Origin of the sequence: Nonomuraea sp. NBC_00507 (assembly GCF_036013525.1) — a bacterium.
Classification (GTDB): domain Bacteria; phylum Actinomycetota; class Actinomycetes; order Streptosporangiales; family Streptosporangiaceae; genus Nonomuraea.
The window spans coordinates 5,061,818-5,084,460 of the sequence record NZ_CP107853.1 but is presented as its reverse complement, the minus strand read 5'-3'; the positions used below and the strand labels follow the sequence as shown (position 1 = coordinate 5,084,460).

The following is a 22,643-nucleotide window of genomic DNA, read 5'->3' as shown; positions in this document are numbered from 1 at the left end:
CCTATCGTAGATCGTGACCTCTGTTCATACGGAGTGGTTTTCTCCCGGCTTCCGCGCGGTCTGTGCGGGCGCCGCGCTGGCTCCGCCGCCGTCCCGGATCCAGACGGTCATGTCGGAGAGGCCGCGGTTGGCCCAGGAGAAGTAGGGCACCGCGGTCAGTGCGGCGCTCCGTTGGCCGGGCGAGTGGCTGCCGTACAGCTGGTCGCCGGCGGTGGCGTCGGCGGTGGCGTCGGCGTGCAGGGTGACCACGCCGGTCCGCTCGTCGGGGACTGCGCGAATGGGGACGTCGCGGGCGAGGGCGAGGGTGTGGACGGCGTGGTCGTGGTCGACGCCCTCCAGACAGAACACGACCGGCCCGCGCTCGAGGGCGACCTTGCCGGCGGCGGAGGCGACGGCGGGGTGTGCCCAGGTCCGGCGGACTTCCATGCCGAGGTCGATCTCGACCAGGTCGCCGGCCCGCCAGCGGCGGGACAGGGTGAGGTAGCCGTCGCGCAGGATGGGCTGGTGAACGGGTTCGCCGTTGACGGTGACGGTGGGTTGCCGGCTCCAGCCGGGGATGCGGATGGCCAGGGTGAACTCGGCTTCGTCGTCGGCAGGGGCGACGGTGACGGTGAGGCGGCCGTCTTGGGGATAGCTGGTGTCCTGGCGGAGGGTGACCTCACCTCCGGAGAGGGTGAAGCGCCCGGTGCCGGCTACGTACAAGTTGACGACGGCTTCGTCGGGTCCCTGGACGTAGACGTAGCGGCCGAGCTCGCTGATCAGCCGGGCGAGGTTGGGCGGGCAGCAGGCGCAGTCGAACCATTCCTGCCGGGCGACGGTGCCGCCGCTCGCGAGCGGGTTGCCGTAGAAGTAGCGGGTGCCGTCGGCGGAGGCGCCGCTGAGGACGCCGTTGTAGAGGGCGCGTTCGAGGGTGTCGATGTAGTGGCCGTGGCCGGTGAGGTTGCTCATCCGCTGCGCCCATTGGACGAGACCGATGGAGGCGCAGGTTTCGGCGTAGCCGTGGGCGTCGGGCAGGTCGTAGGCGGGTCCGAAGCCCTCGATGCTGGGGTCGGAGCCCATTCCGCCGGTGATGTACAGCTTCTTGGTGGTGAGGTTGGTCCACAGTCGCCGCACGGCTTGGAGCAGCCGGTCGTCTCCGTACTCGTCGGCCAGGTCGGTCATCGCGCTGTACATGTACATGGCGCGGACCGAGTGGCCGACGACCTCGGCCTGGTCGGCCACGGGCTGGTGGCTCTGGTTGTACTCGCCGAACCGCCGCGTCTGCTCGGGTCGCCGGGGCAGCGTGGTGCCGAAGTAGCCCGGGGTGCCGCGGCGCTGCAGCTCCAGCTCGAAGTAGTAGGGCTGCTGTCCGCGCCACTCGATGAGCCGCCGGCTGAGGTCGAGGTAGCGGCGCTCGCCGGTGACGCGGTAGAGCTTGACCAGCGCGAGCTCGATCTCCTGGTGCCCGTCATAGCCTCCGGCGCAGGGGCCATCGGGGCTGAAGACGGTGTCGATGAGGTCGGCGTAGCGCCGCACGATGTCAAGCAGCCGGGTCTTCCCGGTGGCCTCGAAGTGGGCGACGCCGGCTTCGATGAGATGGCCGGCGCAGTAGAGCTCGTGGGCGTCGCGCAGGTCGGTGAAGCGTTGTCCCGGCTTGACGACGGTGAAGTACACGTTGAGGTAGCCGTCGTCCTGCTGCGCACCGGCCAGCAGCTCGATCGCCTCGTCGACGGCCTGGTCCAGCTCGGGGTCATCGGTGGTGGCCAGGCAGTGGCTCGCGGCCTCGATCCACTTGGCGACGTCGCTCTCCCAGAAGATGTGCGGCTCGTGCGGGTCCCCCGGCCGCCACGTCAGGGTCAGGGCGTCGAACTGCTGACCGGGCCGGCGCATCTGGCCTTCTTGCTGCCGCAGCGTACGGGTGCGGATCAGCTCACGGCGTGGCGTCCAGAACCGGTCATCAATGGTCACGGCGGTCAGCGGCAGCGGTTCGCGCGTGCGCATGGCAGCGGCAGAGGTCATAGTCATGAAGGCTCCCAACGAGGTTGTCCAAAAGGCCGATCTCCGCAGCCTGTCACGAGGCCGGAGCGGTAGGGAGGACCGCGGTGCCCCAGACATAGGCGAAAGAGACGAAAGCGGGCAGTGCCACGCCGAAGACGGGGACCAGCCCCGGGACGACGTAGTACACGCACAGGATCACGCCGACCGCGAGCAGTGTCACCATCGCCTGGACCGGGCGGGCGAGGACGAGGATCGCACTGCGGCGGACGAGCGCCAACGGTCCTTCGGCGAAGTGGGCGGCGAGGATCCACACGTTCACACTCATACCCGACACGAACAGGGTGATCAGCCAGAGCGCCGCGCCGAGCAATGGCTCGACGACACCGAGGTCGGCGGTTTCGAGGAGTCGCCGGTCCACCAGGAGCACCGCCCAGGCCGCCGTGAAGACGTACCCCACCACGTTGGCGGTGCGGAACTCCTGCCGCCAGAGCCGGCGGAATTCACCAGGCCGGGCGGACCCGAGGAGCTCGCGGCGGATGACGCCGTACACGGCGGCGGTCGCCGGGAAGACGCCGAGCACGATGCCACCGGCCAGGCTCCATACGACCCACAGGAGGTGCAGCTTGAGCAGCAGCAGGCCCACCTCGCCCGCCCTCGTGTGCCAGGTGAGGACGCGTTTCATCAGCCTTTCACCGACCCGATGAGGACGCCCTTCTCGAAGTAGCGCTGGAGGAACGGGTAGAGCACCAGGACCGGGAGACTGGAGACGACGATCACGCCGTACTTGATCTGGTCGGCATACTGCTGGTCGTAGCCGACGCCGCTGCCTCCGCCGGTTCCGGCGCCACCGGCGAACGCCTGGTTGGACAGCAGGATGTCACGCAGCACGATCTGCAGCGGCTGCAGGCTGTTGTCGCGGACGAACACCAGGCCGGTGAAGAAGTCGTTCCAGTGCTGGACCAGGTAGTACAGGCCGATGACCGAGATGATCGCCTTGGACAGCGGCAGCGCGACCTTGGCGAAGTACTGCAGATAGGAAACCCCGTCGATCATCGCCGCCTCGAACAGCTCCTTCGGCAGCGAGTGCTCGAAGAACGCCCGGGTGATGATGAGGTTGTAGACGTTCACCGCGGGCGGCAGGATGAACACGAGCCAGTTGTCCAGCAGGCCGAGATCGCGATAGAGCAGATACGTCGGGATCAGGCCACCGTTGAAGAACAGCGTGAACACGAAGAACAGCATGAGGACCCGCCGTGGGCGAAACTCCGGCCGCGACAACGCGTACGCCGCCGGGAGGGTCACGACGAGGTTCAGCGCGGTTCCGACCACGCTGTAGAGCAACGTGTTGCCATAGCCCGTCCAGATCCGATCGTCGTCGAAGATCTGCTGATACCCGAAGAAGTTCACCTCTTTCGGCCACAGCCACACCTCGCCGGTGGAGATGAGGGACGGGTTGCTCACCGAAGCGATCATCACGAAGTAGACCGGGTAGACGACGGCGAAGAGGATCGCCACGCACAACAGGCCGAAGACGAGCATGAAGACGACGTCGCCCGGTGTCTTCTTGCGGAGGAATCCCTTGCTCTGCACGTGGGTCGCGCTCACCACAGGCTCCAGTTCGATACGCGGCGGGCGATCGCGTTCGCGGCGATCAGGAACACGAAGTTGATGACCGTGTTGAACAGGCCGATCGCGGTGGCGTAGCTGAACTGCGTGCTGAGGATGCCGATCTTGTAGACGTACGTCGCGATGACCTCGGACACCGGCAGGTTCAGGGTGTTCTGCATCAGCCACACCTTCTCGAACCCGGTGTTCAGCACACCGCCCATGGTGAGGATGAGCAGGACCACCATGGTCGGCACGATGCTGGGGACGTCGACGTGCCGGATGAGCTGCAGCCGGTTCGCGCCGTCCACCTTGGCCGCCTCGTACAGCTGAGGGTCGACGCGCGACAGCGCGGCAAGGTAGATGATGCTGTTCCACCCGCAGTGCTGCCACACGTCGGAGATCACGTACACCGGCACGAAGGCCGAGGTGTCGCCGAGGAGGTTCACCCCGTCGAGGCCGAAGACAGCGGCGACCTGGGTGAGCAGTCCGGTGGACGGGTTGAGGAACGCCTGCAGCATGCCGACGATGACGACGATCGAGATGAAGTGCGGCAGGTACGTCGCCGTCTGCATGAGCCTCTTGCGCCGGCCCCCGGCGATCTGGTTGATCATCAGCGCCAGCACGATCGGTGCCACGAACCCGACCACCAGCGTGGTGATGCTGATGACGAACGTGTTCCGCAGCAACGTCCAGAACATCGGGCTGTCGAAGAACTGCTGGAAGTACTTCAGGCCGGCCCATTGCCCGCCGGTGAGACCCGCCGTGAAGTCGAACTCGCGGAAGGCCAGCTGGATGCCGTACATCGGCACGTACATGAACAGGCCGATGAACCCCACGGCCGGCAGGACCATGAGCCACAGTTGCCAATACCTGCTCACATGCCGGCCGAGGCCCAGACGGGATCGCCTCTGGGCGACCGCCACCGGCTTGCGGGCTGCGACAAGAGTCTCCGTCATCAGCGCGTCTTCATGTACTCGTCGTAGTAACGCTGGTAGATGTCGATGTTCTTCTGCAGGCCGGCGTTCTGGATCTGCTGAACGTACTTGTCCCACTGATCCTCGATGCCGCCCTTGGTGATCCACTCGGCGAACTTCGGCATCGTGGAGTTGGAGATCGTGGTGTTGTTCAGCGCCAGCTGGTTCGTGTCCTCAGGCGTCATCTGGATGAACTGGAACGGATAGACGTCCTTGGCCGGATCCATGTTCGCCAGCGCCTTCTCCAGCGGCTTCGTCTGTTCGACGGCCTCGTCCAGGTCGGCCGGCAGCTTCAGCTCGATGTCGTCCCTGATCCAGGTGGGACCGTTGTCCGCGATGGTGACCGTCCACTTCCAGGTCGACGGGTCGGTCTTGGGATCGGCCGGCGGGAGCACCTCGTACTCGTTGTCGCTGATCTTCTTGACGTACCGGCCGAGATCGCCGAACAGCACCTGCAGCGACATCTCCTTGTCGTAGAAGGCGTTGATGACCTTGAGCGCCGCTTGTTTGTTGCTCGCCTTCGCGGACATGACGATCTGGTTCGACGGGAAGTTCTCGTTGTTGGAGTCGTACGTCCAGGCCACCGGCGTCGTCTGGCCGGCCTCCGCGAGCAGCGGCGGCATCGCGACGTACTGGTCGGCCAGCTGGGCGCCGAACCGGTCGCTGGCCGTCCAGCCCCAGCTGAAGCCGACTTTGGCCACGTCTCCGGACCCGCGGCCGACCGCCTGGTACGCCGAGTAGTCCTGCGTCATGACGTTCTTGCTGATCAGGCCCGCGGCGTGGCAGCGGTGGAGGAACTGGACCACCCGCTTGTAGCGCTCGTCGACGAGGAAATTGCCGACCTTGCCGTCCTCGAGGAAATAGCCCTGGCCACCGCCGCCCGCAATCGGCAGGCCGAGGCTGCCGAGCAGCACGCTGGGCTGGAAATACCCGAAGCCGCCCGTGCCGACCGGCGACCAGTCCATCGGGATCTCGTCGTTCTTGTCACCGTTCCCGTTGGCGTCCTGTTCCTTGAACGCGACGAGCACGGTGTAGAGCTCGTCCCAGGTGGTCGGCATCTCCAAGCCGAGGTTGTCGAGCCACTGCTTGTTGATGTATTGGTGCGTGACGGTCTTCGGCCAGAACCGCTTGTAGCCCGGGACCGCGTAGACCTCGCCGGTGGTCAGCGTGGCCATCGACTTCAGCTCCGGCTTCGCCGCGAACAAGGCCTTCACGTTCGGCAACGCGTCCAGGTCGTCGGCCAGGTTCTCAAACAGCGTCCGGTACGTGCCCATGTCGGCATTGGTGATCGCGTTGGTGCCGACGATCAGGTCCGGGACGTCGCCGGCCGCCAGCATGGTGGACTTCTTCTGGTCCCAGTCAGCCGAGATCTCCTGCCACTGGATCTTCACACCGGCGATTTTCTCCAGCTGCTTGGTCCACTCCATCGTGTTCATCGGCTTGGTCAACGCATGCTTGTTGACCAAGATCCGCAGTGTGTTCGGATCGCTCGAGGAGTTCTTGCCGGAGCAGCCGGCGAGTGCCGTGAGTCCGGCCGCGACGACGAAGGCCCGGCGGGACATAGCGGGTGGAGTGGCCATGTGGTCCTCCTTGGGGGGGACGGAGGGAGTGACCCGGATCTCGCTGAAATGTTTCAGCGATGTTAGGTGCGGCCATTCAGCGTTGTCAATGACAAGACAAGCGAGGCGACGAGGGACCGGCGAGTCAAGGTGTCGGAGGGTGGATCAGGCCGGTGCGGACGAGTCTCGGAGCACCAAGTGCATACCGGTGTGCACCTGCCGGGCCGCGCCGTCGTAACCGTCGAGGCGCTCGATGAGCAGGCGGAGGGCGGCGGCCACCATCTCGCCCTGATCAGGGCTCACCGTCGACAGCGACGGAACGGTGAACTCACCCTCGTCCGTGTCGTCGAAGCCGGTGACCGCGACATCCCCGGGGACGCGGATGCCGTGCGCGTGCAGGGACTTCAGCACGCCCACCGCAATGGTGTCGTTGACGCACACCGCGGCGTCGAACCTGGGGCCGGAGCGCCGCAGCAGCCCTGCCATCGCCTCGTAACCCGAGGCCCTGCGGTCCCAGTCCGAGCTGTTGGCGACGAGCGACGGTTCAGGCTCGACGCCATGCTCCTCCAGGGCGGCGGCGAACCCGGCGTACCTGTCCCCGGTCGGGACGACACCAGCCGGACCGTTCCAGACGTACGCGAGCCGACGCCGGCCGGTGGCGAGCAGATGCCGAGTGATCGCCACGAATCCCGCGTATTCCCCCATCAACACACAATCAAGCGTTTTGATCGGAGCGCCGCCGAGGGCCACCGCTGGGCGCCGCAGGGCGGCACCGGCCAGTAACTCGTCGGACAGGTGGTGCGGGCAGATGATGACACCGTCGACGTCGGCGGTCGTCACGCCGAGGACCGCGTCGCGTTCGCCGGCCCTGTCGGGGGCGATCCGCAGCGTGCTGGTGAACCCGCGCTCGGCCAGGGCGAGGATGAGACGCTCGGCGTTCTCCGCGAAGTAGGGCTGGTGGAGGTTCGGCACGACGACGGCGATCCGGCCGGTCCGGCCGGAGGCGAGCCCACGTCCGGCCTGGCTCGTGGCATGTCCCACGTCGTAGCCGACCTCCGCGATCGCGGCCTGAACCTTGGCCCGGGTAGCAGCCGAGACATGCGGGCGTCCGAGGAGGACGTTGGACACGGTCTTCGCCGAGACCTCGGCCCGCGCGGCGACATCCGCGAGCGTCGGGCGCCTCATCGGGGACCTCGGCCGAGCGTGGACTCACGGCGCACCAACTCGACCGGCGACACGACCGCGCGAGGCTGTCGCGGTGCCGTGCCGGCGAGGCGATCGGTGAGCAATTCCAGTGCGCTGCGTGCCAAGCGGGCTGGCCCGGGGTCGATGGTGGTGAGCGACGGGGTCGAGAACCGTCCGTCCTCCAGGTTGCCGTAGCCGACGGCCGCCACCTGTCCCGGAACGTCCACTCCGTGCTTGACGAGCGTCGCGAGCGCCCCGAGCGCCACTTCGTCGTTGGCACACACCAGCGCGTCGATGTCCGGATGCCGCTCCAGCACGTGCCCGGCGGCTCGCGCGCCGGCGCGCCGGTCGGCCACCTCTCCGAGATCCACCCACGGTACGGCAGCGGGGTCGATGCCGGACTCGGCGAGCGCCGCGCGCATCCGAGGCTGATTCGCTCCGAGCAGAGCCGGGCGCGACCGGCCCATCACGGCGAGGTGGCGAGCCACCAGTGCCGCCGCCTCCGTGACGTCCTCATCGACACTGTCCACTTCAGCCGCGCCGCCTTGCACGACGACTACGGGGCGATCGTCCAATCCGTCGCTGACCAGTGCTCCCGAGCCGATGCACACCACGCCGTCGAACGTCTTCCCCCGAGCGGCGAGGACCGCCTCCAGCCGGACCAGATCGCCGTGCGTCGGCTCGACGGCGGCGAGCAGGCCGCACCGATCCGCCTCGGTGACGAGCGCCTCGACGAGACCCGCGAGATACGGGCGGCGCAGCTCGGTGACGGCGATGCCCACGACCCCGATCAGCCCGGTCCTGAGCGCCCGGGCGGTCCGATTGGGAACCCAGCCGAGCTCGTCGATCGCCGCATGCACCCGGTGCACCTTCTCCGGGCGGATGTGCGGTTCGCCATTGACCACGCGCGAGACTGTCTTGATCGAGACGCCGGCCCGATCCGCCACCTCCCGCATCGTCACGCGCATGCGTACAGCGTAGGTCACGTCAGCAGCTCTCAGCATTTCGTTAGGACCACCGCGGACGCCCCACCATGGGGCATACGCCTCCGCTCGATCAGCTCGTGGTGCCGGTGACCGCGGTTCCCGACTTGGTGACGTAGTAGGTCACGGTCGCCCCGCTCCAGAAGTGGAGGGTGAGCGTGACCCGTGAGCCGTCATTGACCTCGGCGAAGAAGGCCGGTCGCAGGGTGATGGCGTTGGCGCTGTAGTCGGGCGCGAAGGTGACGTCGAACTCCTTGAACGACGTCCAGTTGTGGGGGCCGGCGTTGCTGCCGTCGGCGTACTTGGCCTCCATGGTGGCGAGCTGGTCACCCCTGAAGGTGGTGGGGATGGCGAAGGAGCTCGTCGTTCCGGTCGCGTTCTGCACTGTCGGCGTGTCGTAGGTGATGATGTCGATCCGCCACGGGACGCCCTGGGAGAACCGAGCCGACAGCGTCGCGTTGACGCCATAGGCCCGGGAACCCGTCAGGCGGGTGAGCGCGGATGCCGTGAACGTGAGCTGGTCGCCCGAGACGGTGTAGTCGGTGCCGCGCACGAGGTCTGTGCTGCCCTGGCGGATCCCTGCGAACGAGGTGCCGTTCAGGTTCAGCGTGAGCGTCTTGCTCGTGATGGGGGACGCCTTCGCGTTGAACACCTGATCCGAGGAGGCCGTACCCGAGCGCATCGTCCAGCTGGACTTGATCTGGGCGAACAGCTCGGGATCGGCCCACTGGTACGAGGTCCGGTTGAAGTGCTGGCCGTTGTCCCACAGCATGGTGGTGATCTGCTTGCTACGTGCGTAGTGGCCGAGGAACTCGAAGAACTTCAGCTTCTCGCCCTGTTGGATCGTGCCGGTGTGCCGGTCGAAGCCCAGAAGGCCGTACTCGCCGATGATCACGGGGATGCCGCGGGCTGTGAAGGCGTTGTGCACCCGGTCGAAGGCGCCGGTCAGGTCCTGCTGCACGGTGGCGTCGAAGCGGGTGCCGCCGGCGACGTTGACGCTGAACGGCCAGTATCCGTAGAAGTGGACCGTCGCGATGAGGTTGGGGTCGTTCATCGCGTTGAACGTGCTCACCAGCTCGTCGACCCTGGCCTGGTCGGCCGACGTGTGCAGGGTCGGCAGGACGAGCAGCCGCGTCGCGTTGTTGCCGCCCGTCTGGCGCACGATGGTGCGGAAGGACGTATTGAGTTCGTTGAGGAGCGTCGCGTTTTGGGCGTCTCCGGAGCTGCCGGTGAACGTCGGCTCGTTGACGCTCTCGAACAGCAGCTTGGGAGAGGAGCTCCGGAACGTGCCGGCGATCTGGGTCCAGATCGCGTTGTAGCGAGCCAGGACGTTGGTCCGGTCGCCCGGCATGTTCTGGATCCACTGCCACGAATCGTGATGGATATTGATCATCACGTAGAACCCCTCGGCGAGGGCCCAGTCGACGACCTCTTTCACCCGGTTCATGTACGTCGCGTCGATGGTGTAGTTGGGCGCTCCACCCTGGTGCTGACCCCAGGTCACCGGGATCCGGATGCTGTTGAAGCCCTGCGCCCTGACGTTGCGGAGCAGCGCCTGGGTGATCCGCGGGTTGCCCCATGAGGTCTCGTCCGCGCCGGTGGCATCGAGGGAGTTGCCCAGGTTCCAGCCAGGCTGCATCGCGGCCACGACAGCCTGCGCGTTGCCGGGCGTCGACGTCGGAGTCGTCGTGGGCGTGGCCGTCGGGGTGGCCGTCGGGGTGGCCGTCGGGGTGGCGCCGGTGCCGCCGCAGGCCACGCCGTTGACGGTGAAAGCGGAGGGGTTGGTGTTGGCGCCGCTGTAGCTGCCGTTGAAGCCGATGGTGACGCCGGCTCCCGTTCCCAGGCCCGGGGCGTACGACGGCGCGGTCACGGTCACGGTCTGGCCGGATTGCGTCCAGGTTCCGCCCCAGCCCTGGGTGACCTGCTGATTGCCAGGCCACGTGTAGCGCAGCGTCCACGGGCTGACCGGGTCACCGAGGTTGTTGATCGTGATGTTGGCGCCGAACCCGCTGCCGTTGTCCCATGCCTTCTCATAGGTCACGGAACAGGCGACCACCGCGTGGGCAGCGGGCGAGGTGACGGCCACCCCGATCGCCGCCAGCAGCGCGGCCACTGCGGACAGAACCCACAAACGTAATGTCTTCACCTTCATGCCTCCGTGGAAGGAGCGCCCTGTGGGAGCGCAGTGATGAGCGGGTCAGGCCACCTGGCAGGCGGCTGCGTTGAGGGTGAAGGAGGGGGGTTCGGTGGTGTCGCCGGTGTGGGTGGCCTGGAAGCCGATGGTGGTGGAGCCGCCTGGCGCGAGGTCACCGTTCCAGCCGGCGTTGGTGGCGGTGACCTGACCGCTGACCGGTGTGTACGACGCGCTCCAGCCGTTGGTGATGCTCTGCCCGCCGGGCAGGGTGAACACCAGCCGCCAGCCGTTGATCGCCGAGCTACCGGTGTTCATGATCGTGACGCTGGTCGTGAAGCCGGTGTTCCAGGTGTTCATCACGTACGCCACCCGGCACGAGCCCGATGACGTGGGCGTGCTTGTCGGGGTCACGGTCGGGGTGACAGTCGGAGTGGCGCCACCGTAGATGGTGGCCTCCTTCGCCGTGGCCTTGATGCCGTTGGCGCCGTTGAAGATCCGCTGGCCCCAGGTGGTGAGCTGGTTGGGGTCGAAGCCGGCCGCCATGTCCAGGATCGGGTCGGTGTTGCCGCTCCAGGACCAGCCGAGGTAGCCGAGGCCCCGCGACACCGCCTCGGACAGCAGCGTTTCATGATCCACCTCGTTGGCGGCGAACCGCCAGCCGAACTCACCGATGACCAGCGGCCACCCGTTGTCCCGGAACCGGTTGAGGTAGTCGGTGATCGCCGCGGCGCTGTTGAACACGGCATACATGTGGATGGACAGCACGGTGTTGTGCTTGCTGTCCGCGTTCAGGATTGTCTGGGCGTTGTCGCGCATGACGTACTGCCAGTCCTGGCCCCAGTTCGGCCCGTCGACCATGAGCAGGTGCTCGAAGCCGTTGCTGCGCATCTTCTGGATGGCGGCGGTGGTCGCGCTGGTCCACTGGCCGGCGTTGGTGTTGCCGATCGGCTCGTTGCCGATGTTGATGACGACGTAGTTCTCCTGGCCGACCAGCGCGCTCTTCTGGCTGATCCAGTAGTCGACCGCCTCGTCGAGCGAGGCGGCCGCGCCCTCCTCGCCGTACCCGGTGGTGTCGTGCACCTCCAGGACACAGATCAGCCGGTTCTGCTTGCACAAGGAGATCACATTGGCGACGTCGGTGGACGGGCCCCAGCGCTTGCCGCTGCCCAGGACCACGCGCACGGTGTTGGCCCCGAGCGCCTTGATGTCGGCGAACGAGCTGGTCCGGCTCGTGTACCAGACGTGTGGATGGTTGACCCCGCGCATGACGAGCTTCTGGCCGTTGGCCTCGACGATGTCCGTGCCGCTGACGTGGAGCCCCACGGCCGCGTGCGCGGGCGGAATGCCGGTGAACATGACGGTGCACAGCGCCACGGCCAAGGCGACGAGCGCCGCACCGACCGCGGCAAGCCACGGCATGGATCTCATGTCGAATCTCTCCTCGCTGATGTCGCGACGGTCGGCAACGGCGCGGGCAGCTGAGAGCCCGCTGAAACGCACCCAGAATGTACGCAGAGCTGCCACACCCGTACAGCGACGACCAGACCGGCCTGCCGCGGCCCATCGATGCCTGGCCCAACCCCTTAACCGTTAAGCATCTGCCGAGCTGGGCAGATCTACGCAAAACGCAGCATCAAGGGTCCCCGCGGCAGCTCCCCCGAACCCGGCCTGACCATGAAAATTCCACACCAGACAGGTCCCTCTTCGTCGGCGCCGTCCACAACGTCCGACAGCTCCACCGGCGCACCCGACTGGACAACGCTTCGCTCGGCATGATCACAATATTGGGCTTTTCGCTTCCTTCTCCGCCCGGAGGGCGTACGTGGTCAAACGAGTTCTTACGGGGTTGCTTGCCCCTGTTGTCCTCTTCATCAGTACCGGTATTCCGGCCGCTGCGGACGACAGATCCGTCAGTCCCACACATCCCGGGCCGGTCTACGCGACGGTCACCGACAAGAGCGGCAAACTCTCCCTCCAGACGTTCGGGCGTCCGGACGGGAAAGACATGGTGTTCCGGATCTCCGGCTCGGTGTACGCGAACATCGAGGGCAACAGCCTGGACCCGGCGATGCGGCACGGCCAGAAACTCTTCAACATCGAGGGCTACAACATCCGGCGGCTGTACCGCGTCCCCGACACGAACCAGCTCTACCAGCTCTCCCGGGAAATCGTCTTCTACACCGACCCGGCGGATCCGCGGCGCGTCCTGCGCGAGTGGAAGAACCCGATCGACGGCAAGACCTACCCGGTCGTCCCCATCAACAACGACGCGGTCAACTTCGGCCCGTTCACGATCACCTCGTCCTTCACGGGTCCGCCGCTGCAGCAACTGCACGACGAGACCGTGTGGACCAGCGACATCCCCGTTCGGTCGAACTTCGGCACCACGCTCGGCGAGCGGTTCGGCCTGACGGGCGGCGTGTACGCCGCGCAGGAGATGTTCGACTTCTCCGTCGACGACCGCGAGGTGGCGGCCCGCACGGGGGCCGGCGTGCCGTTCGGCGCGATGAAGACGAAGATCAGCTGGGCGCGGACCAGCCCGTGGACGCCGTTCATGTGCCTGGCGGAGACCGACGTGCGCGGCCAGCTCACCTACCACGCCCGCAGCTGGTCGCTGGGCTCCTACGCCGACATCGAGCCATGGCTGCGGGCCGAGGTCGAGGCGAACCACCCGCTGTACACGGCCGCCCCCAGCGCGCCGGGACCGAGCGAGAACTCCTGGACGTCCTTCTACAACAAGCAGCTCGGCAAGGGCGCCACCACCTGGGCAGGCTGGTGCGCCGCCAACGGCCGCCCGTGAACGTCCGCGCCCGGTGACCGGGCGGACCGAGCCGCCGCTCGGTCCGCCCGGTCAGGCCGCGGGGTTCGGTGTGGTGTGGGACTGGGCGGCCATGAGGTGGTCGATGAGTGCCAGCAGCACATCGCGTGCCGCCGTCCGGTCGCGGGCGTCACAGAGCACCAGCGGCACCTGCGGATCGAGATCGAGTGCCCTTCGGATCTCCTCCTGCGTCCGGTCCCGGATGCCGTGGAAGCAGTTGACGCCGACGACGAAGGGGATGCCGCGGCTCTCGAAGAAGTCGATCGACGCGAAGCTCACCTCGAGCCGGCGGGTGTCGACCAGGACGACCGCGCCCATCGCTCCGTGGACAAGGTCGTTCCACATGAACCAGAAGCGTTCCTGCCCGGGGGTGCCGAACAGGTAGAGGACGAGTTCGCTGTTGATGGTGATGCGCCCGAAGTCCAGTGCCACGGTGGTGGTGGACTTGCCGCTCACCCCCTCCAGGTCGTCGACGCCGACGCTGGCATGGGTCAGATACTCCTCCGTACGCAGCGGGGCGACTTCGCTCACCGCGCCGACCAGGGTCGTCTTCCCGACGCCGAAACCGCCGGCGATAAGGATCTTCACTGCCAGGGCGGCAGCGTCTCCGTGGTCAGAGTTTGCGTAACCCATCCCTCACCGCCTCAAGGATTGCTCTATCGGGAAAGCCGCCTGCCTGTGCGAAAGTCAGTGGTGGCCGCGCCCGCAGCTGACCGTTCTCGATCAGATCCCCAATGAGGATCTTGGTCACCGACACGGGGAGGTTCAGCGCGGAGGCGACTTCGGCCACCGCCAGGGGCCGCTTGCACAGAGCGCAGATGGTGCGGTGCTCCGGCTGCATTCTTCTCAGGCGGCGTCTGGTTTCCGACGAGAGCTCGGCAATCGCCGTCACCAGGGTGATCAGCGTCAGGTCGTCCCGCTCGGGAGCGGTGCGTCCGCCGGTGATCGTATAAGGACGGACGAGGGGCCCGTCGGCGTCATCGTCATCGAAGCCCTCCGTCCAGTGCTTCATCCGTGTCCGCCCACGTCACGGCTGTGGTGGGTCCGCGCGTCGGTTCCCAGCTTCTGGCCGACCTGCTGGATCAGGGTGTGCATCGCGATGCTCATCAGCTCGGCGTCGACCTCCTGGGACGCGACCACGGCCAGATGGGTGCCCCGTCCCGCGGCGGTGACGAACAGCCACAGGTCGGCCATCTCGATGATGACCTGGTGGACCGGCCCGCCGCTGAAGAGCTGCCCGACCCCGCGGGCCAGGCTCTGCTGGCCGGTGGCGATGGCGGCGAGGCGTTCGGCATCCGCGCGTTCGATGGTCCGGGAGCGGCTCATCACCAGGCCGTCGTCGGTCAGCAGGATGGCGTGCCGGGTGCCCGCGACCCGATCGACCAGGCCGTCCAGGAGCCAGTCCAGGTCAATGTTGGTGGCGGTGGTTCGCTGCGTCATCGTCGCTCTTCCGTCGTAGGGGAAACGGGCTCAGGAGATCCGCTCAGCCGGGGCTGTGAGGCGTCGTCACCGGCTCGGCGCCGGCGAGACTGCCTCTGGAACGCGCCGATCGTAGCGCTGGATCGGCTGGGCTGATCACGTATGTCCCAGGTCTCCTGGTCGGTGCGTTCATCCCTGTCCGCCGGGACTTTGAGCTCGGCGGCCAGACTGGCCTGGCGCACCCGCTGGGGCAGCGGCGCGTGTCCCCTGGGCCTCGTCGGCAACTGATCGTCCTGGTGAGGCGGGCGGGGAGCGTCCGCGCCTTCCTGCGAGCGGGTTGGCGAATCGGTGGCGTCCTGGGGGACCTCCGCCTCGGGGGGCGCCGCCGGCTCGGGTACGGTGCGGGGGCGGTCCACCACCAGCGCTTCCGGGATCAGCACGATGACTCGGGTGCCGCCGAAGGCCGACGACCGCAGCTCGATCCGGAGGCCCAGGCTCGCGGAGAGCCGGGCGACCACGTACAGGCCGAGACGCACATCATCGGCGTGGGTCATCACATCGAGCTGTGGCGGCGACTGCAGCAGGGCGTTGGCGGCGGCGTACTGCTCCGGTTCCATGCCGAGGCCGCGGTCCTCGATCTCCACGGCGACGCCCCGGCTGACCGGCGCGGCCCGCACCTCGACAGGGGTCGGCGGCTTGGAGAAGGCGGTCGCGTTCTCCATGAGCTCCGCCAGGACATGGACCAGCGGTCCCACCGCGCGCTCGGCTATCCAGGGTTCGCCCTCGACGTCGACCGTGATCCGGCGGTAGTCCTGAACCTCGCCTTGGGCGGCGCGCAGGACATCGAGCAGGTGCACCGGCTTGCGCCAGCGGCGCTGCGGCTGCCCGCCGCCGAGGATCACCAGGTTCTCCTCGTAGCGGCGCAGCCGGGCAGTGAGGTGGTCCAGGTCGAACAGGCCCTCCAGCACCTCGGGGTCCTCGTGCTGACGCTCCAGTTCGTCCAGCTTCTTCAGTTGAAGGCCGATGAGGATCTGGGTACGGCGGGCGATGCGCTGAAGCATGCGCTGGAAGCCACGGTGTTGCTGGGCCTGCCGCACGGCGGTGAGGACAGCGCTGCGGCTGGCCATGTTGAGGGCCTGCCCGAGCTCGCCGAGTTCGTCGGGGGTGGGCTGGACCATGCGCACTTCCGCGTCCACGTTGACGTCCTCGCCGCGCTCCAGCCGGGCGACCACGTTGGGCAGCCCCTTCTGGAGTTCGTGGGCGGCGTGGCGCAGGTGGAGGATGCGCCGGCGGAGAGTGGCGGTGAGGCGCCAGCTGGTGAAGAACACCAGGCACAAGGCGAGCACGCCCACGGTGGAGATGCTGATGAAGACCGTGAAGAGCATGTCGGCGTGGTCGTAGCCGATCGTGCGGACATTCTCGAATCGCACGTTGAGGAGTTGCCGCAGTTGCGCGGTGACCGTGTCCACCGAGGAGCGCCACTCCGCGCTGTCGTCGCGGAGCGGCACCTGGTCGCCCTCGGAGCCGCCCCCGGAGGCGATCAACCGCCCTTCCAGCGCGGTCATGGTCCCCCACGCCTTGCCGGCGGTCAGCTTTCCGTACGGGGACTCGTTTCCGGTGAGAGCGGGAATCACACGGAACTGCATGAGGTGCTTCCTGGTGCCGATGGCGTCGGCGACAAGGCCGTACTCGTCCCTCGTCAGGCGCCCCGTCTCCCAGCCGCGAGCCAGAATGGCGTCTTCGCGGCCGATGGTGTCGACGACCCAGTAAAGGTCGACCAGTGTCTGCGCCTTGCTGTTCACCTGGCCCTCGTCGGTGTTGCTGAGGGCGGTCAGCACGCTGAGGTCCGACTCGAGGACTTCGCTGTAGTAGTCGAACGCCTTTTGCTCGCTGGACCAACCGGCGTCCACCACCCGGCGCTGCTCGCCGAGGCGGCCGAGATCGTTCACGGTCCCGGCGATGGCGTCGGTGAGCCCTTCCTGTCCGTTGGCGGGGTTCAGGGCCGCCAGGGGACGGAAGGCGTTCACGGCCTGGTCGGTCGCCGCGCGCTGCTTGGCCAGTTTGTCACGGGCGGCGTTACCGGGGTTGGCCTGGACCTCCGCGGTGAGCCGCCGCTCCTTGTCAAGGCTGAAGAACAGGTTGGCCGCCGGTCCGCCGACGGTCTTGGTGGCCAGATCCATCTGGGCCTTCTCCGCCCGCCACTGACTGGACAGTTGGAACATGCCCGAAGCCAGCAGTGGGGTGAAGGTCAGGCTCGGCACGAACACGACAATGAGCAGCACGGTACGCAACGACAGCCGGCGGGCACCGGCAGCCCGCCCCGGCTCGCTCGCCGTTGACCCCGCTGACCCATCCCCGTCGTCCATGGTCCCCGTCCGTCGTCCCCCGCCCCTGCCCAATCCAGCCACGTGCAGGACACTCTCCTCCGCCGATCGGTGAGCCATGACGAAAATCGCCAAAGTAGGCGATTGGTGCCCGATAGTAGCCATACGGCAGTTGAGTCGAAAGCCCCTGATTCACCGGCGGTTACGGCGATCGCGTGCGACAGAAGTGACTGATGGGCACATAGTGAGACATCGGCATGGCACCATTTCTGGAGTGAATGCGGGCAAGCAGGCCCCTCGGGGTGGAGATCGGCTGATTCGTGCGTCGATGACGGCCGTGGTGCTGGCGGTCGCGGCGGTGGCCGCGTGGGTGTCGTACTGGCATGCCGTGGCGGTGATCGAGAAGTACGGCGCCGAGGACGAGCTGTCGGCGCATCTGGTCCCGGCGACGGTGGACGGCATGATCTACGCCTCCTCGATGGTGCTGCTGTGGTGTGCCCGCTACCGCCTGCCGGTGCCGGCACTGGCCCGCTGGGCGCTGGCGCTGGGAGTCGCCGCGACGCTGGCGGCGAACATCCTGCACGGGATCGAGCGGGGCCCCTTGGCCGCGGCGCTGGCCGCGTGGCCGGCCATCGCGTTGGTGATCTCGTACGAGCTGATCATGTGGGTGGTCCGCTCGGGTCGCGAGCTCGCCGACCGGGCGCGCGACCCCGGGCAGCCGGAGCGTGCGCGCGCCGAGCCCACCGCGCCGAGCGTCGCCTCAGACCCGGCGCCGCAGCCGGAACCGGTGGCGCACGCCACGCCACAGGGCGGCCAGGACGCGCCGGCAGACGCGGTCCCAGAGGACGGTGACCGGCGAGCCCAGGTGGCGGCCCTGCTCGCCCAGGATCCGAACATGACCGGGGCCGCGCTCGCCCGTGCGCTCGGCGTCCATGAGACCACCGGGCGCAAATACCGCCGCGAAGCACTCAACGGCCACAGCCGCGCCTGAAGATCTTGGAGACGCCGCTGAGTGCGGCCGGAGCGGCGCGGAGGGCGAAGATCTCGCCGGCGCCGGCCCCGGGCCGCACTCAGCTCTCACAGATCGTGTTCCTAGGAGAGGATGGCGATCATCTTGTCGGCGTCGCGGGTGAGGACCTGACGGACGTCGGTCCGCTGTACCGCGATCGTCTTGAAGGTGGTGAGGTGGCGGATGGCCCTGGCGTCATCGCCGGCGGCCTCCGCCTTTCTGGCGCGGGTCAGCTCCTTGGTCAGCGCCGTCTGCTCGGCGGCGGAGATCCAGGAGGTGGCGCGGAAGCGGTCGATGAGGTTCTGCATGTCCCGGAGTGACGTGGTCACCGAGAAGCGGACATCCGTCGTCATGGCGTTGTCCGCGTTGTCGAGTGCCGTGACCGAGACCGTGTGCCCGGCCAGCGTCTGGGTGAACAGCGGGAGCACCGAGTCCGCCGGGTAGGCGGTCCCGTCGATGGTGCCCGACGTGCTGCGTACCCCTGAGGTGGAGTCGACCGCCTGCCAGGTGATGCGCAGGTCCTGCGAGTCGCCGTAGACCTCGCCGTCGGAGACGCCGGAGACCATGAGGGTGGGGCGCGTCCCGTCGATCTTCAGCGTGGCGGCCTTCTCCTGCTCGGACGTTCCGGCGACGTCGACGGCCCGGTAGCGGACCTCGTGGCCGCCGTCGCCGCTCACGACGACGGGCTTGTCCGTGTACGGTTGCCAGGCCCCCTGGTCGAGGGAGTACTCGACGCGGGCGACGCCGGAGCCGGCGTCGGCGGCGGCCAGGACCACGGGCACGTCGGCGTTGTTCCACCCGCTGGAGTTGGGCGGGGCGAACGACGCGGTCGTCGTGGGAGCGGTGGTGTCGAGCTTCAGCGTGAGGGTGCGTGCCTCCTCCACGTTGCCCGCGCCGTCGCGGGATCGGTAGTCCAGCTTGCGCGTGCCGTCCCCGCTGACGAGGATCGGCTCGCTGTAGGGCGTCCAGGCGCCGCCGTCGAGGCTGTATTCGGTGGCCGCCACCTCGCTGGCGTCGTCCTTGGCGGTCAGCGTGACCTCGACCGGGCCGCTCTTGTACCAGCCGTCGCCGCCGTTCGGCTCGGCCGCCTTGGCGGTGGTCACCGGCGGCGTCTTGTCGGCGCCCGCCACCGGAGAGAAGCGGAACCTCTCGTTGTCGGTGTTGGTGCACGTCCACTGGACGACCGCGGCGCCGTCGTCCTGGGAGACCCCGCTGATGTCGAGGCAGAGACCGCTCGCCGCCGCCGTGATCTTGTAGGTCTCACCGGTGGCCGCCGGGAAGAACCGCTGGTTGTTGAGATGCCCGTGCCCGGCCGGGTGGCACGCCCACTGGACCAGCTGGGTGCCGGGTGTGGTGGAGCCGCCGGGGACGTCGAGGCACTTGCCGCTCTTGAGGTTCTTGAGTTGGTAGCCGCCGTCCGCCAGCGGCACGGCCTCCCACTTCTGCTCGGCTCCCGTGCCGGCGGTCATCTGCACGATCGGCGCGTCGTCGGCGACGGAGGCGTCCTTGGGGGTGACGTTCTTGCCGCTGTGCTGGGCGGTGATGGTGTAGGTGCCGGGTTCCAGGCCGCCGCCCTGGCTCGCGCCGGTGAACTGGAGGGCGTCCAGGTCGAAGGCGTTGTTCTGGCTGTTCTTGAACACGGCGTAGATCGTCTTGGTGCGCACGTCCGAGGTGACCGGGACGGCGGCGGTCATCTGGTAGGTGTCCCATCCGCCGGTGTTGTGCACGGGCGCGGTGGCCAGGAGCGTGCCGGTGGGTGAGTCCGCGTGCAGTTCGATGGAGCCGCCGCCGTACGGGCTTGACAGCCGGAAGGCGACCGAGGTGATCCCGTTGAGGTCCATCGGGGTGAAGGCGATCCAGTCGTTGTTGCTGATGTCGCCGATGCGCTTGCCGCTCTCGGCCCCCGCCTGGTCGATGACGCGGACGCCGGAGGAGGCCTTGAAGTACTCGGCCTGCTTGCGCTTGGGCTGCAGGACGACCTTGGCGTACCCGGTCAGCGAGTTCTCGCCCTGGTCGGCGTAGTGGGCGTTGATGACGTAGTAGAGGTTGGCGCCGGCCGGGTGGCCGCCGATGTCGCTGGTGGAGATCGTGCCCTCACAGCCGGGCTTGTCGACGGTCTCGTGCTCGTGGTCGTCGTGGCCGAGCCCGGGGTTGACGAAGACCTTGGTGCAGTCGATCGTGCCGTCCTCGGCGTCGGTGACCTTCACCTTGTACGGGACGTCCTGCCCGAACTCGATGAGTGTCCCGTCCAGCGGCATCTCCACGGTCACCACGGGCCTGGTGTTGCCGACGGTGATCTCGACGTTGGAGAATCCCTCCTTGCCGGTGGTGTCCTTGAGCCGGAGCTGGGCGGTGAAGCGGCCGTTGGCCGTGTAGGTGTGCGAGGCCTTGGCGGCGGTCGAGTCGACCGTGCCGTCGCCGTCGAAGTCCCACGCCACGTCGAACGGGTCACCGTCGGGGTCGTAGCTGCCGTCGCTGTCGAACTCGACGGTGAGCGGCGCCGGTCCGTCGGTCTTCGACGCGGTGGCCTTGGCGACCGGGGACCGGGTGCCGGCGGAGTAGTCGATCCGGTAGAGGCCGGAGTCGTTGTTGCCACCCCCGAAGGAGCTCCCCCACTCCAGCAGGTACATCGAGCCGTCACGGCCGAAGGTCATGTCCATCGGCTTGGTGAACGAGCCGAGGAACGGGTCGATCTTGAGGACCTTGTCCTGGTCGTCGAGGTGGATGGTCTTCACGTAGTGGCGCGACCACTCGTAGAAGAAGTTCTTGCCGTCGAAGTAGGCGGGGAACTTCGTGGTGGACGGGTTGGCGGCGTCGTAGCGGTACACCGGCCCGCTCATCGGCGCCGAGCCCCCTTCCCCGAGCTCGGGGAAGGCCGGCGAGATGCCGTACCCGTACCACATGACGGGCAGTTCGATCGGAGGCAGCTCGGTCAGCCCGGTGTTGTTGGGCGAGTCGTTGACCGGAGCCGCGCAGTTGAACTTGGGCCCGACGACCTTGGTGTCGGGGTTGTAGGGGGCGTAGGGCTGGTTGTCGCCGTGACAGAACGGCCAGCCGTAGTTGCCGGCCTTCTTGATGACGTTGTACTCGACCAGTCCCTCCGGCCCGCGGTCGGTGGTGGGCCCGCCGCGGTCGGGGCCGTAGTCGGCGGCGTGCACATACCCGGTCTTCTGGTCCACGGTGAAGCGGAAGGGGTTGCGGAAGCCCATGGCGTAGATCTCGGGCTTGGTCTTGGCGGTCCCTTCGGGGAAGAGGTTCCCGGCCGGGATGGTGTAGCCGCCGTCGGCCGTCGGCGTGATGCGCAGGATCTTGCCGCGCAGGTCGTTGGTGTTGCCCGCGGTGCGGGCGGCGTCGAGCATCTGCTGGCCGGGCCGCCAGTCGATCGGCGCGTATCCCTGCCAGTCGGGCGACAGGTTCGGCGGCACGTCGTCGCCGGTGCTGAGGTAAAGCGTGCCGTCCGGCCCGAACTCCACCGCGCCGCCGGTGTGGCCGGGCTCGGGGTAGGTGCGCTGCCGGTACGCGGGCACCTCGAGGATCTTCTTCTCGGTCGCGAGGTCGATCGTGTCACCGCTGACGGTGAAGCGGGAGAGCCGGTTGACATCGGTGGTGCTGCTCTCCGGCGACCAGTAGACGTAGATCCACCCGTTCTCCGCGAACTTCGGGTCGAGCTCCATGCCGACCAGGCCGTCCTCGCCACCGGTGTAGACGCTCAGCGTGGCGGCGGTGACGGTGGCGTGCGTGTCCGGCTTGTAGATCTTGATCTCGCCCTTGCGCTGCACGTAGAAGACCCGCCCGTCCGGGGCGACGTCCAGCTCCATCGGGTCGGCGGTGTTGTCGTCGAGCGTCACCTTCTCGAAGCTGCTGGTGACGGTGCCGCCGCAGTCGCCCTCGACCGCGCCCGCGGCCCACTGGACGCCGCCGAGCACGTGCTCGCGGAAGAGCGGCTCGGCGTAGGCGGCCGGCTCGTGGCCCATGGCGGTGGCCCACACCTTGCCGCCTTCGGCCTTGCGGCACCAGGAGATCGGGTGGTCGGGCCCCATCTTCGCCGAACCCGGGTCGTAGGTGGTCTCGTCGGCGGCGACCAGGACGTGCACGTTGCCGCGCGGGTTGGGCGAGAAGTTGTACCACTCCTCGGCGCGCTGCCAGCGCAGCGGCAGGTTCTTGGTCGAGGGGTGCACGCGGTCGGTCACCTTGGCGGTGCCCTGCAGCGTGCCGGGCGAGTGGGCGGGCATGTGGGCGCCACCGTTGATCAGGTCGTCCCACCAGGGGAACTCGCTCTCGATGCCCATGTCGAGGGTGTTGTGGATGCCGACGATGCCCTTGCCGGAGCGGACGTACTTCTGCACGGCCTGCCGCTGGGCGTCGTTCTCCCACACCATGCCGGAGTTCTGCAGCATGATCACCACGTCGAAGGTGGCGAGGTTGGCGTCGTTGAAGGCGCTGGAGTCGTCGGTCTGGACGACCTCGAAGTCGTGGGCGGCGCCGAGATCCTTGATCATCTGGATGCCGGCGGGGATGGAGCCGTGGACGTAGCCGACGGCTTTCGTGAAGAGCAGGGCGCGGAAGGCAGCCTGCTGGGATGTGGTGGCGAGAGCGGGGCTCGCAGGTAAGAGGACCAGAATGAGGGCAGCAAGGAACCGACGCATGGCGGAT

Annotated in this window: 16 protein-coding genes; 2 read left to right on the top strand and 14 right to left on the bottom strand. The window is 67.7% G+C overall.

Translation table 11 applies throughout. The annotated features are described in order from the left end of the window. Nucleotides 1–24 precede the first annotated feature (24 nt). The 9 genes from OHA25_RS24845 to OHA25_RS24805 form a co-directional block, all read right to left on the bottom strand. A complete protein-coding gene (locus tag OHA25_RS24845; RefSeq protein WP_327589902.1) occupies nt 25–2,004 on the bottom strand; it encodes a glycoside hydrolase family 127 protein in 1,980 nt (659 codons plus the stop codon). 46 nt (nt 2,005–2,050) lie between these two features. Further along, a complete protein-coding gene (locus OHA25_RS24840; protein ID WP_327589901.1) occupies nt 2,051–2,659 on the bottom strand; it encodes a YesL family protein in 609 nt (202 codons plus the stop codon). After that, entirely contained in the window at nt 2,659–3,582 is a 924-nt protein-coding gene (locus OHA25_RS24835; protein WP_327589900.1) for a carbohydrate ABC transporter permease, read from the bottom strand. Before OHA25_RS24835 ends, OHA25_RS24840 begins: the two co-directional genes overlap by 1 nt. Next, a complete protein-coding gene (locus OHA25_RS24830) occupies nt 3,579–4,541 on the bottom strand; it encodes an ABC transporter permease (protein ID WP_327589899.1) in 963 nt (320 codons plus the stop codon). Before OHA25_RS24830 ends, OHA25_RS24835 begins: the two co-directional genes overlap by 4 nt. Next, nucleotides 4,541–6,139, bottom strand: a complete 1,599-nt coding sequence (locus OHA25_RS24825) for a hypothetical protein (protein ID WP_327589898.1) — start codon at nt 6,137–6,139, stop codon at nt 4,541–4,543. Before OHA25_RS24825 ends, OHA25_RS24830 begins: the two co-directional genes overlap by 1 nt. A 144-nt stretch (nt 6,140–6,283) precedes the next feature. After that, nucleotides 6,284–7,303 (bottom strand): LacI family DNA-binding transcriptional regulator, encoded by a 1,020-nt coding sequence (locus OHA25_RS24820; protein WP_327589897.1) that lies wholly within the window; start codon nt 7,301–7,303, stop codon nt 6,284–6,286. Next, on the bottom strand, nt 7,300–8,271 hold the full coding sequence (locus OHA25_RS24815; RefSeq protein ID WP_327589896.1) for a LacI family DNA-binding transcriptional regulator: 972 nt from the start codon (nt 8,269–8,271) through the stop codon (nt 7,300–7,302). The genes OHA25_RS24820 and OHA25_RS24815 overlap by 4 nt, the downstream gene beginning before the upstream one ends. Nucleotides 8,272–8,359: 88 nt before the next feature. Beyond that, the gene (locus OHA25_RS24810) at nt 8,360–10,432 is read right to left on the bottom strand and encodes a cellulase family glycosylhydrolase (RefSeq protein ID WP_327589895.1); all 2,073 of its coding nucleotides are present in this window, start codon (nt 10,430–10,432) and stop codon (nt 8,360–8,362) included. A gap of 51 nt (nt 10,433–10,483) precedes the next feature. Continuing rightward, nucleotides 10,484–11,848 carry a cellulase family glycosylhydrolase gene (locus OHA25_RS24805; protein WP_327589894.1) on the bottom strand — a complete coding sequence of 455 codons (1,365 nt, stop codon included), beginning with the start codon at nt 11,846–11,848 and terminating at the stop codon, nt 10,484–10,486. Between the two features lie 577 nt (nt 11,849–12,425). On the opposite strand from OHA25_RS24805, the gene OHA25_RS24800 reads away from it, so the two are divergent. Further along, a complete protein-coding gene (locus OHA25_RS24800) occupies nt 12,426–13,220 on the top strand; it encodes a DUF1838 family protein (RefSeq protein ID WP_327589893.1) in 795 nt (264 codons plus the stop codon). A gap of 51 nt (nt 13,221–13,271) precedes the next feature. Here the strand turns inward: OHA25_RS24800 and OHA25_RS24795 are convergent, their stop codons facing one another. Genes OHA25_RS24795 through OHA25_RS24780 form a run of 4 tightly spaced genes read right to left on the bottom strand, consistent with a single transcriptional unit; the run spans nt 13,272 to nt 17,023 of the window. Beyond that, nucleotides 13,272–13,871 (bottom strand): GTP-binding protein, encoded by a 600-nt coding sequence (locus tag OHA25_RS24795; RefSeq protein ID WP_327589892.1) that lies wholly within the window; start codon nt 13,869–13,871, stop codon nt 13,272–13,274. Next, the gene (locus tag OHA25_RS24790) at nt 13,852–14,250 is read right to left on the bottom strand and encodes a DUF742 domain-containing protein (protein WP_327589891.1); all 399 of its coding nucleotides are present in this window, start codon (nt 14,248–14,250) and stop codon (nt 13,852–13,854) included. The genes OHA25_RS24795 and OHA25_RS24790 overlap by 20 nt, the downstream gene beginning before the upstream one ends. After that, nucleotides 14,247–14,678, bottom strand: coding sequence for a roadblock/LC7 domain-containing protein (locus OHA25_RS24785; RefSeq protein ID WP_327589890.1), 432 nt, complete (start codon nt 14,676–14,678; stop codon nt 14,247–14,249). The genes OHA25_RS24790 and OHA25_RS24785 overlap by 4 nt, the downstream gene beginning before the upstream one ends. After that, nucleotides 14,675–17,023, bottom strand: coding sequence for a sensor histidine kinase (locus OHA25_RS24780; protein WP_327589889.1), 2,349 nt, complete (start codon nt 17,021–17,023; stop codon nt 14,675–14,677). The genes OHA25_RS24785 and OHA25_RS24780 overlap by 4 nt, the downstream gene beginning before the upstream one ends. Before the next feature lie 286 nt (nt 17,024–17,309). On the opposite strand from OHA25_RS24780, the gene OHA25_RS24775 reads away from it, so the two are divergent. Further along, nucleotides 17,310–17,972: a DUF2637 domain-containing protein gene (locus tag OHA25_RS24775; protein WP_327589888.1), complete on the top strand. Its 663-nt coding sequence runs from the start codon at nt 17,310–17,312 to the stop codon at nt 17,970–17,972. A gap of 101 nt (nt 17,973–18,073) precedes the next feature. Here the strand turns inward: OHA25_RS24775 and OHA25_RS24770 are convergent, their stop codons facing one another. Next, on the bottom strand, nt 18,074–22,636 hold the full coding sequence (locus OHA25_RS24770; RefSeq protein WP_327589887.1) for a ThuA domain-containing protein: 4,563 nt from the start codon (nt 22,634–22,636) through the stop codon (nt 18,074–18,076). Between the last annotated feature and the right edge of the window lie 7 nt (nt 22,637–22,643).

Excerpts from the sequence above, each read along its gene's own strand:
- OHA25_RS24840 (WP_327589901.1), bottom strand. The coding sequence starts at position 2,659 with ATGAAACGCGTCCTCACCTGGCACACGAGGGCGGGCGAGGTGGGCCTG.
- OHA25_RS24785 (WP_327589890.1), bottom strand. The coding sequence starts at position 14,678 with ATGACGCAGCGAACCACCGCCACCAACATTGACCTGGACTGGCTCCTG.
- OHA25_RS24815 (WP_327589896.1), bottom strand. The coding sequence starts at position 8,271 with ATGCGCGTGACGATGCGGGAGGTGGCGGATCGGGCCGGCGTCTCGATC.
- OHA25_RS24830 (WP_327589899.1), bottom strand. The coding sequence starts at position 4,541 with ATGACGGAGACTCTTGTCGCAGCCCGCAAGCCGGTGGCGGTCGCCCAG.
- OHA25_RS24770 (WP_327589887.1), bottom strand. The coding sequence starts at position 22,636 with ATGCGTCGGTTCCTTGCTGCCCTCATTCTGGTCCTCTTACCTGCGAGC.
- OHA25_RS24800 (WP_327589893.1), top strand. The coding sequence starts at position 12,426 with ATGGTGTTCCGGATCTCCGGCTCGGTGTACGCGAACATCGAGGGCAAC.
- OHA25_RS24780 (WP_327589889.1), bottom strand. The coding sequence starts at position 17,023 with ATGGACGACGGGGATGGGTCAGCGGGGTCAACGGCGAGCGAGCCGGGG.
- OHA25_RS24775 (WP_327589888.1), top strand. The coding sequence starts at position 17,310 with ATGACGGCCGTGGTGCTGGCGGTCGCGGCGGTGGCCGCGTGGGTGTCG.
- OHA25_RS24795 (WP_327589892.1), bottom strand. The coding sequence starts at position 13,871 with ATGGGTTACGCAAACTCTGACCACGGAGACGCTGCCGCCCTGGCAGTG.
- OHA25_RS24805 (WP_327589894.1), bottom strand. The coding sequence starts at position 11,848 with ATGAGATCCATGCCGTGGCTTGCCGCGGTCGGTGCGGCGCTCGTCGCC.
- OHA25_RS24790 (WP_327589891.1), bottom strand. The coding sequence starts at position 14,250 with ATGAAGCACTGGACGGAGGGCTTCGATGACGATGACGCCGACGGGCCC.
- OHA25_RS24825 (WP_327589898.1), bottom strand. The coding sequence starts at position 6,139 with ATGGCCACTCCACCCGCTATGTCCCGCCGGGCCTTCGTCGTCGCGGCC.
- OHA25_RS24820 (WP_327589897.1), bottom strand. The coding sequence starts at position 7,303 with ATGAGGCGCCCGACGCTCGCGGATGTCGCCGCGCGGGCCGAGGTCTCG.
- OHA25_RS24845 (WP_327589902.1), bottom strand. The coding sequence starts at position 2,004 with ATGACTATGACCTCTGCCGCTGCCATGCGCACGCGCGAACCGCTGCCG.